This is a genomic window from Gammaproteobacteria bacterium (assembly GCA_035546635.1).
In the GTDB taxonomy this organism is placed as follows: domain Bacteria; phylum Pseudomonadota; class Gammaproteobacteria; order JAURND01; family JAURND01; genus DASZWJ01.
In genome coordinates this window covers 5001-25210 of record DASZWJ010000004.1, presented here as the reverse complement: position 1 = coordinate 25210, position 20210 = coordinate 5001, and the positions used below count along the sequence as shown (strand labels likewise).

Genomic DNA, 20210 nt, shown 5'->3' with positions numbered 1-20210 from the left:
CTTATTCGGTTATCGTTCCCAGTGTCATGCCCCTGCTACGTGATTGAGAAGATGAGGCTGGGCTGGTCGTGTGCTTTGGTGATTGTAATGCCGGCCTGCTGGGTTTATAGAAAAATCCATTACTCGAAGTCAAAGGACTGGTAGGTGTTGAAGTACTGCGTTCACGCAGAGCTGAAAGACCCATCGGTGTTGATGTGCTCCGTTTAGGTGCCGAGTAAGAGAAGTGAGTTCCAGGCGAAGCGGGAGCGCTACCTGGGCTACTTGGAATAAATGGCGGATTTTTCGGAGCGCTTGATGAATGACTGCGCGAACGAGTATCTGCTTCACTAGATGATAATGGCGTGTTATCAAAATGTATCACAGTAGGTTTTCTTATACTGTACATATCTAATTTTAATGGCGCCGCTGACTGACTACGTGATCTCGAGCTGGTAGATTCTAGCGCTGGATCTGCATGAAATTTAATCGGTGTTCTGAATGCTTGTTCTCTTTGCGCCGGGTCTTGGGAAAGGGATCGGCTACGAATGGTTGAGATATCCAAATCAACAGATACCGGCATTATTTTTTCAATCGCTTTTTTTTGCTCTTTCAAGGCAGTGATGGTGCCCTCTAAGCTCTTTTGTCTCTTTGCCAATGTCGCTGGGTCAGCCTCTTCAAGCAGTGTGCGACTGGAAAGTTTTTGTGTAACTTCAGCGTGTTCGTCAGTAGCTTTCTTAAGTGCTTTATCAATAACTCGGATACTGATTTGCATATGCTCTCGTCTATCCAGTGTCGGAGAGTCACTTAATTGATATTCCCGTAGCATTTTTACGTTATTCAGCGCATCTAATGCTTTTCTTGGGTCACTGCCTGATTTGATGTCTTGTATGGCAGCGTCAATGTAATCTTTAAAAGGTTGAAATTTCTTATGATTGCTCATTGCGCCAAGTGTAGCAATCACCGATTGATTGATTACTTGATCGATTTTTTGCAATCCAGTTTCGATACTTTTGAATTTTTTTTCTGCGGCGTAATCAACGCCTTTTTCAGCGGCGATAAGAAGTGCAGCAATTCCTACGGCTACGCCTGAAGAAAGGGTGCCGGCAAGTGTTGTGCCGATAGCGGAACCAAAAGCTTTGAGAGCAAAAGCGGCTAAAGAATTGATTCTATCACCGATGAAACTGGCATCACCGTTTTTAAAACTTTGTTGGATTTTACAAATTTCAAAAAACTCTTTTAAAAGTTCTGGACGCTCTTGCAGTAGCTGAGACAAAGTCGTCATGTGATTGAGCACCGATAGCATATCCTCTGCTGACAGATTGAGCTCATCTAGGGTTGTAAACACCTGACGTTGGGTCAGTGTTCCCATGCTGGCTTTGCTATCAGATTTTGCTTTTACGTCATAAGCTTTGGATAGTTGATCTTGGTTAGTGAATGCAAGTAAAGCCATTAATTGACCGAACTTGCCGTATTCGCTCATTTTATCTCCCGCTTCTGCGGAAAGTCCTACACTGGTGCTTAAGTTGATTACTGCACTAGCTGCTTGTTTAAATTCTGACATCTCTCTTCAATACCTCTTTTATGTGTTTATCTATATGTTGAGAATCATTGTAACCAATCAATATTAACGAAATATTATTAGTTTATTTAATAATTTTATTTTAATATTGGGTAGATTATCGGCTTTCAGGTCACTTTTTACGTATTTGTAGGAAATCCTGATTGCAGGAAAAGCGATAGATATGGTCTTCTTTTAGGAAGTGACTGCTGATGTAGTATTCTAATTCGGTTTCTGACAGAGGATGTGGCATAGGCAATAGATTTAGCATAAAGATGCTAATGGTCAGTGCTGAGGAAAAATCAGGTGCTTCTATTTGCGCTCCATCGCAGCAGAGGTTGATTTCATAATTTTCTCCATGTTTTTTTGCGAATTGTTCAGCAACCTGAGATAGATCAAAACGCTGGTTTATGAAGTGTTCCAGTAGATTCATACAATCGGTATTGGGGTTTTGTAGTACGATAATCACGCTACCAGAAGGAGATAACCAGGACACTAATTTTTCCAGGTTTTGTAGCCATTGATTTTTGTCGATATAGTAGAGAATATGAGAGCACAGCACTAAATCAGCAGTTGCTTGTGGATCGGCTTCCATGATGGTTTTGTCGATGATGGTAGCTTCTGGTATTGCGGAGTGTAGTTTTTCTCGTAAAAATGGATTGGGCTCAATGGCGATGGTTTTTTGGAATAAAGGGGTAAACCAACGTGTCACTTCCCCATCTCCGGCACCAGCATCTATAAACACCTGTTTTGCGGGGAGTTTCTCCACTACTTTTTGTAACCATTGATGCATATTTCTCTTTTGATTGGTGTTTTTTAAAAACACTTCAAACGCCTGTTCGTATTCTTTACTTTGCGAGTCATATGCTGGTACGCTTTGACTGATTCCCATATACCAACCCTCTTACTTTTATTATAGTAGCGAATAAGAAATCCCCATGTTTTATAATAAAATAACAAAAACAAACAAAATTTTATTTATAAAATCCATCCTGGTGGCGGAAGAATGACAGCTACCGTCCTTGCGAGGTGACTTAATATGCCCCAGCATCAAGAAAAACACGTGGCTTCATCCGATACTTTGAAGGATCTGGTGATTGGTATGTCTGATGGTTTGACGGTGCCATTTGCCTTGGCGGCAGGATTAAGTGGTGCAGTCACTTCTACGGGGATTATTGTGACCGCAGGTGTAGCAGAAATAGCTGCCGGAGCAATTGCTATGGCGCTTGGGGGTTATTTAGCAGCGAAAACAGAAGCTGAGCATTATCAGTCAGAATATAAACGTGAAACATTAGAAGTGGAGCAGGTGCCGCATATTGAAGCAGCTGAGGTAGCAGATATTCTTAAAGAGTTTGGTGTGGCGGAAGAGCAGGTGCCTGTGGTTGTCAATGCAATGCAGACGCAGCCTAAAAAATGGGTCGATTTTATGATGCGTTTCGAACTGGGTCTGGAACGACCGGATCCTAGGCGTATGGTATTTAGCCCGTTGACCATTGGTTTGGCTTATGTATTTGGCGGATTAATACCTTTGTTGCCTTATATATTTATTTTCAGTGTGCATCAGGCACTGTTGACCTCTATGACGGTTACCCTGCTGGCTTTGTTAGTTTTTGGGGCAGTGAAAGGTTTTTTTACCGGCAGAAAAATTTTGCGCTCCGGGGTGCAGACTATGTTAATTGGTGCAGTGGCTGCGGCTTGCGCGTTCGGGATTGCAAAATGGGTGAGTCATTGAAGAGGGTATTGGAAGCTGTTCTGGATAGTACTTTATGGACGTTTTGACACATGCCTTCCTTGGTGCAGCAGCAGCACAGTCTGCTACAGGCAAAGCCTTAGGAAAAAAATCCGTTTGGGTTGGCGCTATTGCTGGAACTTTGCCTGATCTGGATATTTTAATACATAGCAGCCAAGATCCGACTTTATTCCTTATTTACCACCGCAATTTTACGCACGCACTGGCTTTTATTATTTTAGGTGGCTTAATTGCTGGATTAATCAGCTTAATATTATTTAAAAATTTACGGCAAAAATGGCGTTATGTTTTTTTGGCGACCATTGTAGCTTATGCGACACATGGGCTTTTGGATACGGCGACTAGTTACGGCACTATGTTGTTGTGGCCATTTAGCGATAGGCGTATCGCCTGGGATTTGATCGCTATTGTTGATCCACTATTTACCTTGATCTTAATAATTGGAGTTATTGTGGCGTATCAATGGCAAAGTCGTTGGCCGGCGTTGATTGCAATCGGTTGTTGTCTTCTCTATTTAGGTTTTGCAGGTTTCCAACATAACCGCGCATTGACGGTGCAACAACAGCTGGCCGAAGAACGCAATCAAGTAATCACTAAAGGTCGAGCGATGCCCAAGCTAGGCCATGTATTTGGATATCATTCAGTGTATATCAGTGGCAACCGCGTTTATTTAGATGAAATCGCAACGCCATTGTTTAGCTCTGCCTACGCAATCTCCGGTATTTCAGTATCTCTATTCTGTGAGCAATGCATGTCTGCGACCTTGGTGCGTAATGAAACATTGTTCCATGATTTTACGGTGTATGCTTGGTTTACAGATGGCTATATGACGGCATTATCACAGCGGCCGCTGGTCGTGGGTGATTTGCGTTATGTCAAAACATTAACACCGCTTAAGACCTTATGGGCGATTGAATTTCCGTTAAATAATCCACGACGCAAGCATGTTTATTGGCATAGCCTGTTTGAGGGAAGTTAATGACTTTATACATTTTAGTAGGCAAAACGCTGTCATTCCCGAAACCTGACTTTGACTACGAAAAAATGGCTAGAGATTGGTTCATATCCGATTCGATGATTCTGAGGAACAGCTACGCCTTGCTGCCGTGACTTCCATCCCTACCGCAGCGAGAGTTCTATTTATTAGTTTTAGCAGCCAGCAATGTTTTCAATGCATTTATGGCTGATATTGCTGTAGGCCAGCCAGAATAAAATGCTAGATGGGTGATAAGCTCGACCAGCTCTTCCTGACTAATGCCATTTTCCAAGGCGAAATTAAGATGAAATGGCAGCTGTTCACTGCGATTCAATGCGACCAGAGTTGCAACTGTAATCAGACTGCGATCACGTTTGGATAAGCCTTTGCGCTCCCAAATATCGCCGAATATGATATCGTCAGTCAGTTCTGCCAGCTTAGGTGCTATATCGCCTATGCTGCGTTTACCAATACTTTTGTTGTCTTTCATGCATATTTCCTTTGTAGAAATTTTAAGAATCATTATTTTATTATTGAATAACATTGATAACAACATTACCAATGGCGGCACCACTCTCCATTAATTGGTGAGCAGCGACAATGTCTTTCAGGTCAAAACGCGCGGCGATCAAGTGTTTTAATTCATTGGATTCCAAAAGAGAAGTTATATCCCGCCCGAATAGCCTGTGATCTGGCCTCATCTCGAAGCTCATAGACATTGACCAGATGAAATGTCGCCCCTCTAAACAGGAAAAGAATTAAAATTTATTATGATGTTGTTACCTAGCTGAATGATTTTGCGCATTTTAAGTCGTAAACGTAGCCGCGCATCTAACAAGCCAAGCGCGAATTTAACAGCCTGGCGCGACAACATACAGATGCGCGCTATGTCGGCTGCATGTAATCCAGGGTCAAATTTTAACACACTGAGTACGGCAAATTGTGGATGGGTAACGCCATAACGACGCAATGTATCATCAATCTTCAGGCGAAATGCATGGCTGGCCTGCCTTAATAAATAGCCAATATGGCCTTTTTCGCCTCTAAAACCTTCACCTGGTTTCTTGATAGACATTAAATGGGGAGTCGCATACCATATGCACAATACTTAAGCATTGTTATCAAAGAGAAGGGCTGCGCTTCTTCTGATTGTGTCTTTTTTTCGGTGGATGCTGCATTTTTTTTGCGAATTTCTCCAGGTTTTTTTCTACCAAATAATTCACAGTGCCACGTGGAAATTTACCATTTTTTCCACGCTCTCCGGCAGGTATATCGGTTAGCAATATCAGTGCGTCATCAATAGTTGTCACGGGATAAATGTGAAATTTTTTCGCCTTAACTGCAGCAATGACTTCATCTTTCAGCATGAGATTTTGCATGTTAATCGCAGGGATGATAACGCCTTGATCTCCGGTTAAGCCGCGCATATGACAAATATCAAAAAACCCCTCGATCTTTTCATTGACACTGCCGATGGCTTGAATATCTCCATATTGGTTGATAGAGCCGGTGATGGCCAGATTTTGTTTCAAAGGAATTTGCGCTATGGCAGAAAGTAAACAATATAATTCTGCTGCTGATGCACTGTCGCCTTCGACTGTCCCATAGGTTTGTTCAAACACTAAACTTGCGGAAAGTGAAAAAGAAGCATCAGTCACATAACGTCCTACTAAAAATCCAGTGAGAATTAAGACGCCTTTGGCATGGATGGGGCCGCTTAATTCAACCTCACGCTCAATATCAATGATATGCCCTGATCCTGGATGCACAATAGCGGTAATTCGGGTGGGATGGCCAAAACTAAAATGCCCCAGTTCAATCACGGTTAACCCATTGATTTGTCCAATGGTTTCTCCTGTGGTTTGGATTAAAACAAAATTACGTTGAATGCTTTCATAAAAATTCTGGCGTACCCGGTCTTGACGAGCAATTGCGGCGGCAATGGCAGCCTGTACGTCCTCTAAATGGACTACTTGGCCGGTATGCTGTGTGGCAAAATAATTTGCCTCAATGATTAAATCTTTAATGGCGCGTAAGTGCGTAGATAATTTTTGCTGATCTTGTGCCAGACGCGTACTATGATCGAGGATAGCGGCTACGGCGCTGCGATGTAGCGGCAGTGTTTGTGCTTTATGTGCTAAATTGGCAATTAACTGCGCATATTGTTTTTGCGTCTCGGAATTACGCTCTATGTCTTCTTCAAAATCTGCAGCGACTTTAAATAACTCATCAAAGTCTGGATCAAATTGGCACAGTAAGTAATAAGTTGTTCGATCGCCTAATAAGACAACTTTGAGCGCAAGTGGGATGGGAGTTGGGTCTAATGAAGCTGTACTCAGTAATCCTTGTATATGTTCCGGCAGTTCGATTTTTATTTGTGAGGCATAAAGCGCGCGTTTCAATCCTTCCCAAGCAAAAGGCTCGTGTAACAATTTGAGTGCATCAATAATCAAATAACCGCCATTGGCTTTATGCAGTGCACCTGGTCTTATCAAGGAGAAATCAGTAATCAAAGTACCAAATTGTGCAATATGTTCCATGCGGCCGGTGATGTTGAGATAGGATGGGTTTTCCTCGTAAATAACCGGTGCCGCTGATCTCTCACAGTTGTCTATGACGACATTGACCAGATAGCGGGAAAATTCAGTTTTAGAATCGGCGGATAACGGTAGTGGTGGACTTTCATCGCGCTTCAGAAAATCTTTTACATTGAGAATGACATCACGTTCTACTGCACTCAAATAGTTTATCACCAGCGGGAATTGTGCATATTTTTTTTTAATTTCTTCAATAAAATGATCGACGGCCATTAAAGTAAATTCACGTTTGGCTTCTTTTTCTTTGCGGCGACGTTCTTTATGTAGGAAGGGAATCTGCTTTAATAAATTTGCCAGACGTTGGCTAAATTGCGTAATCAAAGCTTCTTTTTCGTCGCGTTCTTTTTTCGGCAGTCGAGTGAATTGTTCTGTGGTTAAGGATTCACCTTTTTTATTCACTGGCAGAATCGTAAAACCTTCAGCGGAAGAGAGTATGGAGAGTTCAGATTTTTTGGCTTCATCACTGATATGCGTCAGCATATTTTGTTGTTCTTTTGTGGTTTCATCACTTATTTTTTGCATTCTAGTGCGGTATTCATCACTTTCAAAAATAACGGGAATGGAAATGCTGAGATCTTCAATCAGGGCTTGCATATCGTCGCGTAGTTCGCAGCCTTTACCGGCAGGTAGTTGTAGGGCAATCGGTTTTTGTGGGTCATCGAAGTTGTAAATATAGCAATAATCGAAGGGCGCGGGTTGTTCTTTTGCCTTGGTTTCTAGTATGGTGCGTACCATCGATAGTTTACCGACACCGGAAGGACCCATGGCATAAAGGTTATAGCCTTTGCTATTTAAACCTATGCCTAACTCGATCGCTTTAAATGCACGTGACTGGCCAACAAATTCAGTTAAGCCCTGGATGTCTTTCGTGGTTTCAAAGTCAAGACTGTCGGGATCCATTTTTTGGGCGAGTTGTGTATGGGCTAGAGAAGATATTTTTTTCATGGGGTACTCGTTGTTAGTTTAGAAAAAAATGCGTTAGACATTCGAATTCACACTTTCAATTTTTGGTCATTCTTGTGTTTGCTCAATGCTAGCCAGGTAGTAACAATAGAATCTGGATTGAGAGAAATACTTTGAATGCCCATATCCATCAGCCATTTGGCAAAATCTGGGTGATCTGATGGTCCCTGGCCGCAAATGCCAATGTATTTACCTGCTTTGCGGCAGGCTTTGATCGCATGTTCTAGTAATAGTTTTATCGCAGCGTTGCGCTCATCGAATAAAGCAGCGACCAGACCTGAGTCGCGATCTAGCCCTAACGTTAACTGGGTAAGATCATTGGAACCGATGGAAAAACCATCGACATATTTTAAAAATTCTTCAGCCAATAAAGCGTTGGCAGGAATTTCACACATCATATAAATTTTTAAGCCGTTGGTGCCGCGTTTTAAACCATAGTGCTCTATTTGTGCAATGACGCGTTGCAGTTCTGCCACGGTGCGTACAAAGGGCACCATCAGCTGAGTATTGGTTAAACCCATTTGTTCTCGTACCCGTAAGAAGGCTTGACATTCTAGGGCAAAACTTTTTTCAAATGTACTGTCAACATAGCGGGCAGCGCCGCGTAATCCCAACATGGGATTTTCTTCTTTAGGCTCAAATAAATCCCCGCCTAAAAGATTAGCGTATTCGTTAGATTTAAAATCAGAAAAGCGAAAGATTACTTCGCGCGGAGCAAAGGCGGCGGCGATGGTGGCTATGCCTTCGCGTAGGCGTTCAATATAAAACTCTATAGGACTTTCATAGGCTGCAGTTTTTTGTTGGATTTCACGTTTTAATTTGCTGGGTAATTTTTGTAGGTTGAGTAATGCGTTGGGATGTATGCCTATGGTATTGCCAATAATAAATTCTAGGCGTGCAAGTCCCACGCCATCATTAGGTAAAAACTGATAGGTGAAGGCTTTTCCGGGATTGCCTAAAATGAGACAAAGTTTGATGGGCAGTTTCGGTAGTGAGGCGATATTGATTTTCTCTATATGGAAAGGGAGTTTCCCTTTATATACGTAGCCATTTTCGCCTTCGGCGCAAGAAATGGTGATCGTTTGGCCAGGCTTGATTTTGGAAGTGGCATTGCCACAGCCAACGATGGCGGGAATGCCGAGTTCTCGGGCTACAATGGCGGCGTGGCAGGTGCGTCCACCGCGATTGGTGATGATGGCGGCGGCATTTTTCATCACCGGTTCCCAATCGGGGTCAGTCATGTCAGTGACTAGGATTTCATTTGCTTTGAGCGCTTTTATATGTTTAGGGTTTAAAATAATTCGGGCTGTACCTTGTGCAATACTTTGACCCACGCTGCGCCCTGAAACGATGAGTTCACCTTTTTGTGTCAGATGGAAACGTTGTAGGGTTTGTTGCGGTTTCTGCTGACTTTTTACCGTTTCGGGTCGGGCTTGCACAATATATAACCTGCCATCGATACCATCTTTAGCCCATTCAATATCCATGGGTTTGCCATAATGGGTTTCTATTATTTGTGCTTGCCGTGCCAGTTCGTGAATATCCTCAGTCGTTAGGCAAAAGCGTTGGCGTTGCGCAGGTGGCACAGAAATAATTTTTGTAGAATTATTGGAGGTTTTGCTGGCGGTGTATACCATTTTGATAGCTTTTTCGCCAAGATTGCGGCGTAAAATGGCGTATTTTCCGGAAGCTAAGCTAGGTTTGTGTACATAAAACTCATCAGGATTGACTGCGCCCTGAACGATCGTTTCTCCCAATCCATAAGCAGCAGTAATGAATATGACTTGGTCAAAGCCCGATTCGGTATCCAGGGTAAACATCACACCGCTGACCGCCTTATCGCTGCGCACCATGGATTGAATGCCAGCGGATAGCGCTATCTCGGTATGGTCAAAACCCGCATGTTCGCGGTAGGCAATGGCGCGGCTGGTAAATAAAGAGGCGAAAACTAGCTTAATGGCATGTAATACATTCGTGATGCCTTTGATATGTAGGAAAGTTTCCTGTTGTCCGGCAAATGAGGCTTTGGCTAGATCTTCAGCCGTGGCTGAGGAGCGTATAGCCACAGTTTTATGCGGTAAAGCGGCATAAGCTTCCGAGATGGCCTTGATGAAGGGTGGGCTGAAAGGGGTGGTTGTGATTAAGCGGCGGATGTGGGCGCTGGTTTTATTTAGAGCGCTGATATTCTGGATATCTAGTTTGGCTAATAGTTGAGTGATTTTCTGATTTAGTTTTTTTTGCGCGAGGAAGTCATGCCAAGCTGCGGTGGTAGTAGCAAAACCGTCGGGTATATTGACTCCTTTGTCAGTCAGTTGGCCGATCATTTCTCCCAGGTTAGCGTTTTTACCACCGACTTTTTTGATATCTGCGGCTGAAATTTGGGTAAAGTTGATGACATATTGCATGATGACTTGTCCCTAAATAGCGGGTTATCCTAATACGGAAATTATACGCATTCCCAGCCAGGATGCGAAGTTTAAGTTAATAGTCTTGACAATTAAAGTTTATGATCTACGATGTACATGTCACACACATGTACATGATAGGAGGCTTTATGACCATTGCGTCTCAACGTATAGTCGTGCAGGTTACCCCCAAACAGAAGAAAGAAATTGCCGCAGTTGCTAAGCGGGTTGGGTTAAATACCAGTGAGTTAATGCGGCAGGCAGCACAGCAGTTTGTGCCTCATAATGAAAAAGAAGATATTGAATTGTTACTACAGCAGATTGAACGCTCAACTCGTGAAGCTGGGCAGGCTTTAGATCAGGCATTGGCCTTTATTATGCAATCCGATCAACGCATCAAGAATTTGCAGGAAAGGAGCCATTAAATGGGTGTAACGGAAAAAATGTGGGATGCACTCACCACAGTGATTAAGATGAACGATAGGGTTGTTTCTTTGGCCAATGCAGTTAAAGACCAGCAAAGTCGAATTGAAGGACTCACGGAGCGAGTTATTAAATTGGAGACAATGTTAGAATTATTAGTGCATGTCTCTAAAAGCAAACAGATATTACTCACTTCGGTTTTAGAAGAGGATCTGTCATCCTGAGTAAGGGTTGTCATCCTTCGCTTACACTTAGGGTGACAGTTTATTTTTATTCAGAACGTAATGTTTGAATAGGATCCAATTGCGAAGCTTTGTAAGCTGGGTAATAACCGAAAAATATGCCCACCAAAACTGAAACCGTAAAACCAATAATCAATGGTGTAGCGAACAAGCTAAAACGCCAATGACTCACTATCGCGATGATGAGCGAAACGAGTTCACCTACGATCACCCCCAGTAAACCACCAAATAAAGTCAATACCACGGCGTCAGTTAAAAACATCGCTTGAATGTCGTGTTTTTGGGCTCCGATAGCCAGACGAATGCCAATTTCGCGGCGTCGTTCCATCACAGAAACCAGCATAATATTCATTACACCAATTCCACCAACTAGCAATGAGATACCGCCGATTGACCCGAGCATTAAAGTGAAGGTCTGCCGTTGTTTTTGCATGCTGCCAATTAATTCTTTTGCGCTGCGTGAAAATAATTTTATATTTGGGAGAATTTGGTTGATTGCTTGTTCGATTTTAGGCTGGATGCTATTGACATCTGAATCGGGTTTGAGTTTAAACAGAATATTTTGAATGCGGACATATTTGCTTAAGTTAAAGGAAGTTTCTATGGGTATGATGACGGCGCGATTGATATTGGCATACATAAACATATTTTCTGGCCAGGGTTTAGCTACGCCAACAATGGTAAAAAAACGGTCACCCACGCGGATTTGTTCACCAATGGGGTTTAATGAGCCGCTGTTTTTCATATCTTGTGCGATATCACTGCCGACCATACAGAAATATTGCTGCTTGTCTAATGTGCTGATTTGCCGGCCGCTGTCGGTTTCGATTTTAATAATGACTGCAAGGGTTTCAGTGGCACCAATAATGTTCCCGCTTATGGGTTTGCCGCCATAGGAAACTTGTGAGTAATCAGAGGTGTAGGGGGCAGAGCTGACAATTTCGGGAATGCTGTGTGCAATTTTTTCAACGTCATTTAAGTCGAGTTTGGGGGCTTGTTCAGTTGTGGTATCGCCTGGTTGATTTTCTAAGGTGACAGCGAATAAATCAGTGCCCAGATTTTTAAATTGATCTAAGGCATGTCGGGTAGCTAATTGCCCACTGCTAACCAGTGCCACTACGGAGGCAGTACCCACTAGTACACCCAGTATGGTCAGTAGTGAACGCAGTTTGTATAACCATAAATTTTGCACGGATTCGAATAAATGCCGCTTTAGTAGTTTTGGCACTGATAGAATTTCCTACAATTTTTTTAAAGTTTCGCCAACTATTTTACCATCTGCAATTTGCACGATGCGGTTGCACTGCTCAGCAATATGAAAATCATGCGTCACTATGATAATGGTAGTTTTATCCCGCTGATTAATCTCTAACAATAAATTCATAATCGCTTGTCCAGTTTTTGAATCTAAAGAACCTGTGGGTTCATCCGCCAAAATAATTTTGGGTTGTCCAACTAAAGCGCGTGCAATAGCCACACGTTGCTGTTGACCCCCAGATAATTGATTAGGACGGTGGTCATAAAGATCACCTAATCCAGTTTTTTCCAAACTTGCCATGGCCAATTTTTCAATTTGTGGCGGCGGCATATTGCGATAAGTGAGTGGTAGTGCCACATTTTGTAATGCATTGAAGCGTGGCAATAAAAAAAACTGTTGAAATATAAAACCAATGGTTTGGTTGCGAAATAAAGAGGCAGCATTGCCGCTCAAATTGGAAACTTCAGTGCCATTTAAGTAATAATGGCCGCTCGAAGGTTTATCGAGTAAGCCGATGATGTTCATCGTGGTGGTTTTGCCTGAGCCTGATGCGCCGATGAGCGCCACTAGTTCGCCATCGGCTATGCTCAGATTTAGATCGTGCAAAGCATAAATGGTGTGGTGGCCGGTGGTATAGGTTTTGTTGATATGAGAAAGTTTAATCAAGGGGGGGCCTGCTTGTCGCCACTAATAATGATTTTATCACCTACGGATAAACCTTGTAATATGGTGACATTGTCAATGTCGGTGGTACCGGTTATTACGGTGACATTGCGTGGTTTGCCGCTTTTAGGGTCAATGATGGTCACAGTAGGTACGCCTTGTAAGAAAAAAACTGCTTTGATGGGTATTTTGATCTGCGCTGGATTGTTAATGGTGAGATCCACTTTAATACTCATGCCGACTTTAACGAGCTCGCGTTGTAATGGTGTGATTTCAGGTACATTAATGATGACTGGAAAATTGGCGATGCCGCCACCTTCGGGGGTTTTTGCTTGTTTGCCGATAGCGATGACTTTGCCATAAAGCAGCATCCCCGGTAAGGCTGGGCTGGTCAAAACGGCGGTTTGGTCGAGAGCGATATGATTGATATCAATTTCACTAACGTTGATGGTGACGCTGATTCCTGACATATCGCCAATGCTGACCGCGGTCTGGTTTTGTTTGATTTCACTGCCTACGGCTAAGGTTTTATTGCCATCTCCAGTATTGCTACCGGCATTCCTATCGGCAGTTAACACGATGCCCGTAGTGGGTGCTTGAATAGTAAATTTGTCATACTGGGTTTGCAGCATTTTTTCTATGGCGGCAATGTCGTGCAAAGTGAGGTTTTCTATATTGCGTGGTGCTCCGGGAATTTTGCTAACGATGGCTTTGAGTGCATTGTTAGAATTTATGTAAGCGAGTTCGCTGGCGCCTAATTGGCTTTTTTGGCTTAAATAATCTTCGCGATCAACGATTCCCGCTTTAAATAGTGCAGTGGTGCCTTCAAAATTGGTTTTATTTTGCAGATATTGGTCTTTGTCTTTGATGTAATTGGTGAGGGCTGTGGCATAATCCTGTTGTGATTTTGTCGAAGTGATTTTCATGAGTAGCTGACCGCTGGTTACACGATCGCCATAATTGAAATAGAGTTCATCGACTACGCCATCGACTGGGCTTGTTACATTGTATATTTTTAGGGGTTGTAGGGTGCCGCTGTAGAACAGATGTAAAGAATTTGATTGCAAAGTGGCTGTGATTATTTGCGACTGGGTTGTCGTTGCAGTGGAATTGCTTTGTTGTTTTTCGCAGCCGGCATTACACAAAACAATGCTAATAAGTAATGCCAGCAAAATGGGTTTTAAAAGAGGTTTGGGATTAAATATCATGTTCATCTGCAAATTTAGTAAGTTAAATTAATATCCCATCTCTGTAGCGTCGTCCCTAAAATCTGGAACAAAGCTTCTACAGCATTAATATATTGTATCCTTTGGCCAATAAAGCCTATTTGTGCATTTGTTAATGCACTTTGTAGAGAGGTTAATTCAAAAGACGTCGTCTTACCATAATTGAATTTTATTTTGGCAATGTTTAGACTTTGTTGCGCTAGCTTGACGGTATTTTCTGATAATTGTACTTGGCGTTGATTATATTGAACGGTGTGATAAGCGTTGGTGACATTGGTGATTAAGGCATACTTTTGTTGGGTCAGATTGACTTTGGCCTGGGATAGTGCGACTTTGGCACTGACTAACTGTTGTTGTCGGGCAACGTCGTGAATAGGGATATCGAGATCTAAAGTGAGGCTTTTGCTGCTGATACCCGTGGATCCGCCTGTGGGGGTGATGGGTTGCATGAGGGTACCGGTGGCATTGAGTTGCCATTTTTGTTGATCTTGCGCGACAATGACCCCGCGTTCAGTTATTTTGTAGGCAAATAAGGCAGATTGATAGCTGATATTATGTGCAAGGGCTGTGTCTATGCATTCATTTAAGCTGGGTAAGGCCTTATTGGGGTAATTTATTTTTTTATCGATATTGATGTGTGCATTGGGGTCAAGTCCCAGCAAACTGAGTAAGTTTTGATAACTTTGCAGTACCGCATTTTGATTTTGGCTAATGTTAAGCTGGCTATTGGCAATGTTTAACTGCTGTTGGATTTGCTCAGTTGGGGCGGCTTTACCGACTTTAATTTTCGCTTGAGTTTGGTTTAAGGTATTTTCTTCATCACGTAATGATAAATTATTCACTTCCAAGCTATTGTAAGCTTGTACTAATTGGTAATAAGCGTTAATTACACCCACAACTTGGGTCATAACGCTGTTTTTAAAATTTAGCTGATTGATTTTTTCTGTGTCTTGGGCGGAATAAAGATTAGCTTGGGTAACCCTTTTGCCAAATCCGCGTAATAAGGGTTGCGTGATGCTGACGGTTGCATCGGTAGTAAAGGCGGCAGCGTTGTCTGAGTCAATAACTTGGGTTAGTCCGGTTTTGATTTGTGTGCCATAAGGAGTTAGGTAATTGACCGTTGGAAAACCGCTGTAGCTGGGTGCGGCGCCATTTTGAAATAATGCCTGTCCGGTGAGGCTGACTTGCGGTGCAAATTGGTCACGAGCGACGGCCAGGGAAAATTTATCGACTACACGTTGTAATTCTGCATTTTTAACATTGGGGTTGAAGCGCATGGCCAGTAGTATTGCATCACGTAGGGTTAAGATGGCGTTAGCGTCTGCTGGTTGGGGTTTGTAAAGGATGGCAGCTGGCGGTGGTGGCGCAGGTGTTAAGGTTTGTGCATAAACGCTTGAGAAAGGGAGGGTGCTCACGATAAGGTAGCTTAATAATAAGAATTTACGCGACATGGGCAAGGTTTGGAGATCGGAAGTGAAGTAACTCTTTGAAGTGTATCAAAAATTTTTTATGGCGCCAAGTTTATAGGCCATCTCATTTTTCCTTCCCCCCTTGTGGGAGAAGGTGCCCGAAGGGCGGATGAGGGGTAAGTTTGGGTTGGCTTTAACTAACAAATGCTACTATAAGCTTACCCCTCATCCGCCCTTCGGGCACCTTCTCCCACAAGGGGGGAAGGAAAAATGAGACGGCTTATAATTGGAGAAAACGATGTTTAAAGGCATTGATTTATATAGCGATACGGTGACCAAACCCACTATTGAAATGCGTAAGGCCATTGTCATGGCTGAAGTGGGTGATGAGCAAAGAGCAGAAGATCCCACTACTCGTCAGCTGGAAGAAATGATGGCTGGCTTACTTGGGTTTTCAGCAGCGATATTTCTACCCTCTGCGACGATGGCTAATGAAATCGCGATCCGCAGTTTATGTGATGCTGGGGATGAATTGATAGCTGCAGAAAACTGCCATTTGTTTTTTGCAGAAGCTGGAGGTCCTGCCATATATGGTGGTGTGATGTGCAAACCAGTTCCCACTTTGACAGGTATATTTTCTGCAGAAGAAGTCAGGCAGCGTTATCAGTGGATTAAGGGGCCGCATTTTTCAACGACTAAGTTAGTTAGTGTTGAGAACACAACTAATATGGGCGGTGGCATTCCCTGGGAGCAAGAAGAATTGCGGCAAATTGTTAATGTTGCGGATGAGTTGGGCTTGAAAAAACATATGGACGGTGCACGATTTTTTAATGCGAGTGTGAAAACGGGTTTGACTCCTTCCGAAATAGCGGCTGGTTTTGATATGGTGACTATTTGTCTATCTAAAGGATTAGGTTGTCCACTAGGGGCGGTTTTAGCTTTCGATAAAGTTTATTATGATAAAGTTCGCAGACTTAAGCAGTTGATGGGGGGTGCCATGCGGCAGAGTGGCATGATGGCTGCTGCAGGTATTTATGCCTTAAATCATCACATAACTCGTCTGGCGGAAGACCACCGGAATGCAGAGTTTTTAGCAGATAGACTTCAAGAGGTACCACAGCTGCGTCTCTTAAATTACCCGCCAGCGACCAATATGGTTTTCTTTGAGTGGATTTCCAATGCAATGACTCCCGCTGAATTTAATGAGTGCTGTTTGCAGAAAGGATTTAGATTATCGCAGGTTGGCCCTAGAAAATTCAGAGCCGTCACACACTTGGATATTACTAGAAGTGATTTGGAAAAAGTGGCGGCTTTAATTGCCGAGATAGGTACCGATGCAGGTATCGCTGGCTGCAAGGCGAGTACGGCTATTTCAGGAAATAATAATTAGTTGGCAAAGAAGCGTTTGGTAAATACAAATGATGGATGTTGAATCAGTTAAATGCGATGCTTGTTCTGGTCTGTGGCCTGATGTGAGCTATCAGATTGTCACACTGACTGAAAGTAGCGTCTATCTGCATAAAGATCAGTTTTTTCCGGGTTGGACGGTACTGGTTTTTAAGCGCCACGCGACTGAATTATTTCAATTAACCCATGCAGAGCGAAATCAGCTTATGGATGAAGTCAGCAGGGTTGCTCAAGCATTGACCCAAGTTTTTTCAGCGCTTAAAGTAAATTATGCGCTGTTGGGTAATCTCTTGCCGCATATCCATTGGCACGTCATTCCAAGATTAGCGCAAGATCCTGCGCCGCGAGAGTCAGTATTTTCTGTATCACATGAGCCTTTGCACTTGAATGCTAAGGATAACCAGGAACGTATAGCGCTTATTCGTCAGGCAATAAACGTCAATTCACATTCTTAAGGATATGATGATGGATGAATCCAATGGACGGGATAGAATTGAAACAAATGATGGAAACGCAGAAATTGCTCAAAAACAAACCTCTAAAATAGCCTTTGCTACCACTTCGCTGTTGATATTAGCAATAATTTATACTTTATATTTTGCTAAAGCGCTGTTACTACCGATTGTCATCGCGGTTTTATTAAACTTTCTTTTTGCCCCTGTCATGCGGGTGTTAATTAGAATACATATTCCACGCTTATTAGCAGCCCTTCTCATTATTCTAGTCGTATTTTTTGTAATATTTTTGGGCTTCTATCGTTTGTCTGCGCCGGTTTCCGAATGGTTAACCGATGCGCCTGCAAATTTTTCCCAAGCTACGCAAAAAATCAATCAATTAACCTTGCCTATTAGTCAATCGATGCAGCGATTATTTAAAATTCAGGAACAGATAGAGAAAACGACTCATATCGCAGCGGAAAAAAACGTGCCCATAGTAAATATTAAACCGGGATGGTTTAATATTATTTTTACCAATACCTGGGAATTTTTTATTGAGCTGGGAATGGTCGTAATTTTTCTTTATTTTTTATTAGCTTCTCACGATTTTATCTTATATAAGTTAATTAGATTATTGCCATATTATTCAGAGAAAAAAGAGGCTGTCATTATTATCAGACAAATAGAACAAAAAATTTCTTATTTTCTTTTCATTAAGATAATTACTAGTATTGGTTTAGCTATTGTCATTGCGTTAGCTATGTTTTTATTGCAAATGCCACATCCTTTGGTATGGGGTATATTGGCGGGGTTTTTGGAATTTATTCCCTATATTGGTGTTTTGATTGGAACTACAGCGGTAACCTTTTCATCATTGTTAATTTTTGATAGTTTTAGTCATATTTTATTAGTGCCAGTAGTTTTCTTTGCGATTTGTTCAATTGAAGGTAATTTTGTTCTTCCTATCGTTTTAAATCGCGGCTTAATTCTTCATCCTTTGATTATTTTATTGGGAGTTATTGTTTTTGGCTGGATTTGGGGGGTTGTAGGCGCCTTAATCGCTATCCCCCTCATTTCTATTTTTAAAATCATCTGTGACAACGTGAAACCATTGAATCTCTATGGTGAACTTTTGGGGACGGAAAATATTTCTTAAGGTAGTCATCAATTAATGAGTAACTATAAAGAAAAGTCTAAAAAAGCAAATCCTGTTACTGTGGAAGAAACATTTTTATAATCTATTTCTCATTCTTCATAGTTTTTTCGAGTTTGAACTAAAACGCCAATAATTTTGTCCTTTGACCCCATCAATGTCATTTTAAAACGTTCAAAATCAGGGCTGGTAGGCTTCAGATAATGATCTGGCCCATCAAGAATAAGTTGTCGAAAAACCACTTCAGGATAGTTTTCCAATTTGACGACTACAAAACTTCGATCTTTAGGTGTTCGTGCTGGGTCAACAATGAGTAGCGTATTTTTAGGAAATTGTGGCTCCATGGAGGCATCTTTCATGATAAGAGCAAAGCCTTGTTCGCTGATAGCAGCATCTGTAAATAATTTTTTCTCTGCTTCTTCGGGGTGTTCTGCCGATGCAGCTTCTTGCCAATCATATATTGGAATTTCTGTCCAACCTGTAGCCTGTGGATTATTAGGTTCTAGCCAGGGGATAGGTTCCAAGCCTTTAAGCTGTTGGACGCTGATATTAAAGAAGTCAGCAATGGGCTCTAAAGAAGAACGGTGTGGATTTGCTGTTGCTCCAGTTAAGATGCGAGAGATGGTAGGTTGAGGCAGATTGAGTTGCCGTGCGAGCTCAGTTGCGCGCAATCGACGCTTGAAAAGTAAGCGAGTCAAGATTTCGCTAATAGGTAAAGTGGTGGCAGTTGTCATTGCATCAATCATAATATTATTTTAGGAATTAATAGAGAACAATTTGGGAGGCATTCTTCCATAAATAAATAAAAAATGCAAAACATTTGGTTTAGCATTTAGCTAAAAGAACGATGAAGATCAACAACCTTGGTTATAGAAGGGCCTTTGATTTGGCTAGAGGATTTATATATAGGATTAAACTCTATTCTGTTCCTAGCTTTAGCTTTGAGGGTCAGCATACATTCTTTTTCTCTTGCAACAAGGTTTTGGACGTAAGTAAAACCAATCATATAGGCATCCTCATGCGTCAGCTGCTGCAGTAGTGTTTTGTCCAAGGCGAAGTGTTTCGCAGTTAAGGTAATGATTTTATCTGAACCTTGTTTCTGTATTTTAAATCAAGTTTCATTGGAATGTTTGTCAAATTCCTGAGCTATGATGCTGTATTGAGGAGATACACTCATGCCATAGCTTGGGTGTGTTGGGATAATTTATCCTGCTTTTTAAATAACATAGTTAGGTATTTTAGTAGAATAACTCTCATAATGTACTCCTTGGGTTAAAATACTTCTTTGTCAGCATAAAGCCTTGAATCTAATTATGAGGGCGGAAAGGAGAGGAAAGAATCCGTAAAATTTACTTAAAGCAGTTTTGGTAGAGATGCTGGACAGTTGAAGGTAAACAACTGCAACCACTTGATTTAATTGTGTTATTAAATATTTTTTAAATTATGCTTGTTTTCTTTTCAAATTACCTGTATCTTGCCCCCTCTCTTGAGGTTAGCGACTTGATTTGATCCAGATTTAGCCCGCAATAATGGCCCTGATTTTTAATCAAAACGACAGAAAAAAATAAGTTAAAAAAATTTTAAAAACTTGTTGACATTCTCCAGTAACTCGCTAAAATGACCCTCCCTTGTGATGAACGAGGCAAGAAAAACCAACTCAAATTTAGGGTTGGCAAACGCTCTTTAAAAATAGATACAGCCAAAAAAGCAATTTGTGTGGGTACTCATGTCGATATGTTGATTAAAACAAACAATCGATGTGAG

General features: G+C 41.9%; 20 protein-coding genes. 7 read left to right on the top strand and 13 right to left on the bottom strand.

All coding sequences use genetic code 11. The annotated features are described in order from the left end of the window. Position 1: 1 nt before the first annotated feature. Positions 2-1540 (bottom strand): hypothetical protein, encoded by a 1539-nt coding sequence (locus tag VHE99_00510; protein HVV67509.1) that lies wholly within the window; start codon positions 1538-1540, stop codon positions 2-4. A 130-nt stretch (positions 1541-1670) separates the two neighbouring features. Beyond that, positions 1671-2429, bottom strand: coding sequence for a methyltransferase domain-containing protein (locus VHE99_00505; protein HVV67508.1), 759 nt, complete (start codon positions 2427-2429; stop codon positions 1671-1673). A 147-nt stretch (positions 2430-2576) separates the two neighbouring features. On the opposite strand from VHE99_00505, the gene VHE99_00500 reads away from it, so the two are divergent. Together VHE99_00500 and VHE99_00495 are read left to right on the top strand one after the other, a co-directional pair. Next, positions 2577-3269, top strand: a complete 693-nt coding sequence (locus VHE99_00500; protein HVV67507.1) for a VIT1/CCC1 transporter family protein — start codon at positions 2577-2579, stop codon at positions 3267-3269. 34 nt (positions 3270-3303) lie between these two features. Next, positions 3304-4266, top strand: coding sequence for a metal-dependent hydrolase (locus VHE99_00495; GenBank protein ID HVV67506.1), 963 nt, complete (start codon positions 3304-3306; stop codon positions 4264-4266). A 157-nt stretch (positions 4267-4423) separates the two neighbouring features. On the opposite strand, the gene VHE99_00490 is transcribed toward VHE99_00495, so the two are convergent. Genes VHE99_00490 through ppsA form a run of 5 tightly spaced genes read right to left on the bottom strand, consistent with a single transcriptional unit; the run spans position 4424 to position 10228 of the window. Further along, on the bottom strand, positions 4424-4753 hold the full coding sequence (locus VHE99_00490; GenBank protein HVV67505.1) for a carboxymuconolactone decarboxylase family protein: 330 nt from the start codon (positions 4751-4753) through the stop codon (positions 4424-4426). A gap of 40 nt (positions 4754-4793) precedes the next feature. Beyond that, positions 4794-4976, bottom strand: a complete 183-nt coding sequence (locus VHE99_00485) for a zinc-binding dehydrogenase (GenBank protein HVV67504.1) — start codon at positions 4974-4976, stop codon at positions 4794-4796. A 29-nt stretch (positions 4977-5005) separates the two neighbouring features. Then, positions 5006-5338, bottom strand: coding sequence for a hypothetical protein (locus VHE99_00480; protein HVV67503.1), 333 nt, complete (start codon positions 5336-5338; stop codon positions 5006-5008). Between the two features lie 46 nt (positions 5339-5384). Then, positions 5385-7805, bottom strand: a complete 2421-nt coding sequence (locus VHE99_00475; GenBank protein HVV67502.1) for an ATP-binding protein — start codon at positions 7803-7805, stop codon at positions 5385-5387. Between the two features lie 47 nt (positions 7806-7852). Continuing rightward, a complete protein-coding gene (gene ppsA / locus VHE99_00470; protein HVV67501.1) occupies positions 7853-10228 on the bottom strand; it encodes a phosphoenolpyruvate synthase in 2376 nt (791 codons plus the stop codon). Between the two features lie 149 nt (positions 10229-10377). Here ppsA and VHE99_00465 point away from each other — a divergent pair, with 149 nt between their 5' ends. Beyond that, positions 10378-10653 carry a hypothetical protein gene (locus VHE99_00465; GenBank protein HVV67500.1) on the top strand — a complete coding sequence of 92 codons (276 nt, stop codon included), beginning with the start codon at positions 10378-10380 and terminating at the stop codon, positions 10651-10653. After that, positions 10654-10875, top strand: a complete 222-nt coding sequence (locus tag VHE99_00460; GenBank protein HVV67499.1) for a hypothetical protein — start codon at positions 10654-10656, stop codon at positions 10873-10875. Between the two features lie 46 nt (positions 10876-10921). Here the strand turns inward: VHE99_00460 and VHE99_00455 are convergent, their stop codons facing one another. The 4 genes from VHE99_00455 to VHE99_00440 are packed head-to-tail and all read right to left on the bottom strand — an operon-like array spanning position 10922 to position 15455. Beyond that, positions 10922-12121, bottom strand: coding sequence for an ABC transporter permease (locus VHE99_00455; protein HVV67498.1), 1200 nt, complete (start codon positions 12119-12121; stop codon positions 10922-10924). Positions 12122-12133: 12 nt separating this feature from the next. Next, positions 12134-12817, bottom strand: coding sequence for an ABC transporter ATP-binding protein (locus tag VHE99_00450; GenBank protein ID HVV67497.1), 684 nt, complete (start codon positions 12815-12817; stop codon positions 12134-12136). After that, a complete protein-coding gene (locus VHE99_00445) occupies positions 12814-14022 on the bottom strand; it encodes an efflux RND transporter periplasmic adaptor subunit (GenBank protein HVV67496.1) in 1209 nt (402 codons plus the stop codon). Before VHE99_00445 ends, VHE99_00450 begins: the two co-directional genes overlap by 4 nt. A gap of 14 nt (positions 14023-14036) precedes the next feature. Further along, positions 14037-15455, bottom strand: a complete 1419-nt coding sequence (locus tag VHE99_00440) for a TolC family protein (protein ID HVV67495.1) — start codon at positions 15453-15455, stop codon at positions 14037-14039. A gap of 292 nt (positions 15456-15747) precedes the next feature. On the opposite strand from VHE99_00440, the gene VHE99_00435 reads away from it, so the two are divergent. The 3 genes from VHE99_00435 to VHE99_00425 are packed head-to-tail and all read left to right on the top strand — an operon-like array spanning position 15748 to position 18449. After that, on the top strand, positions 15748-16839 hold the full coding sequence (locus tag VHE99_00435) for a threonine aldolase family protein (GenBank protein ID HVV67494.1): 1092 nt from the start codon (positions 15748-15750) through the stop codon (positions 16837-16839). Positions 16840-16867: 28 nt separating this feature from the next. Further along, positions 16868-17311, top strand: coding sequence for an HIT family protein (locus VHE99_00430; GenBank protein ID HVV67493.1), 444 nt, complete (start codon positions 16868-16870; stop codon positions 17309-17311). A 10-nt stretch (positions 17312-17321) separates the two neighbouring features. Continuing rightward, positions 17322-18449, top strand: coding sequence for an AI-2E family transporter (locus VHE99_00425; GenBank protein HVV67492.1), 1128 nt, complete (start codon positions 17322-17324; stop codon positions 18447-18449). Positions 18450-18538: 89 nt separating this feature from the next. Here the strand turns inward: VHE99_00425 and VHE99_00420 are convergent, their stop codons facing one another. Next, on the bottom strand, positions 18539-19180 hold the full coding sequence (locus tag VHE99_00420; GenBank protein HVV67491.1) for a S24 family peptidase: 642 nt from the start codon (positions 19178-19180) through the stop codon (positions 18539-18541). Positions 19181-19278: 98 nt separating this feature from the next. Next, positions 19279-19452: a hypothetical protein gene (locus VHE99_00415; GenBank protein ID HVV67490.1), complete on the bottom strand. Its 174-nt coding sequence runs from the start codon at positions 19450-19452 to the stop codon at positions 19279-19281. Between the last annotated feature and the right edge of the window lie 758 nt (positions 19453-20210).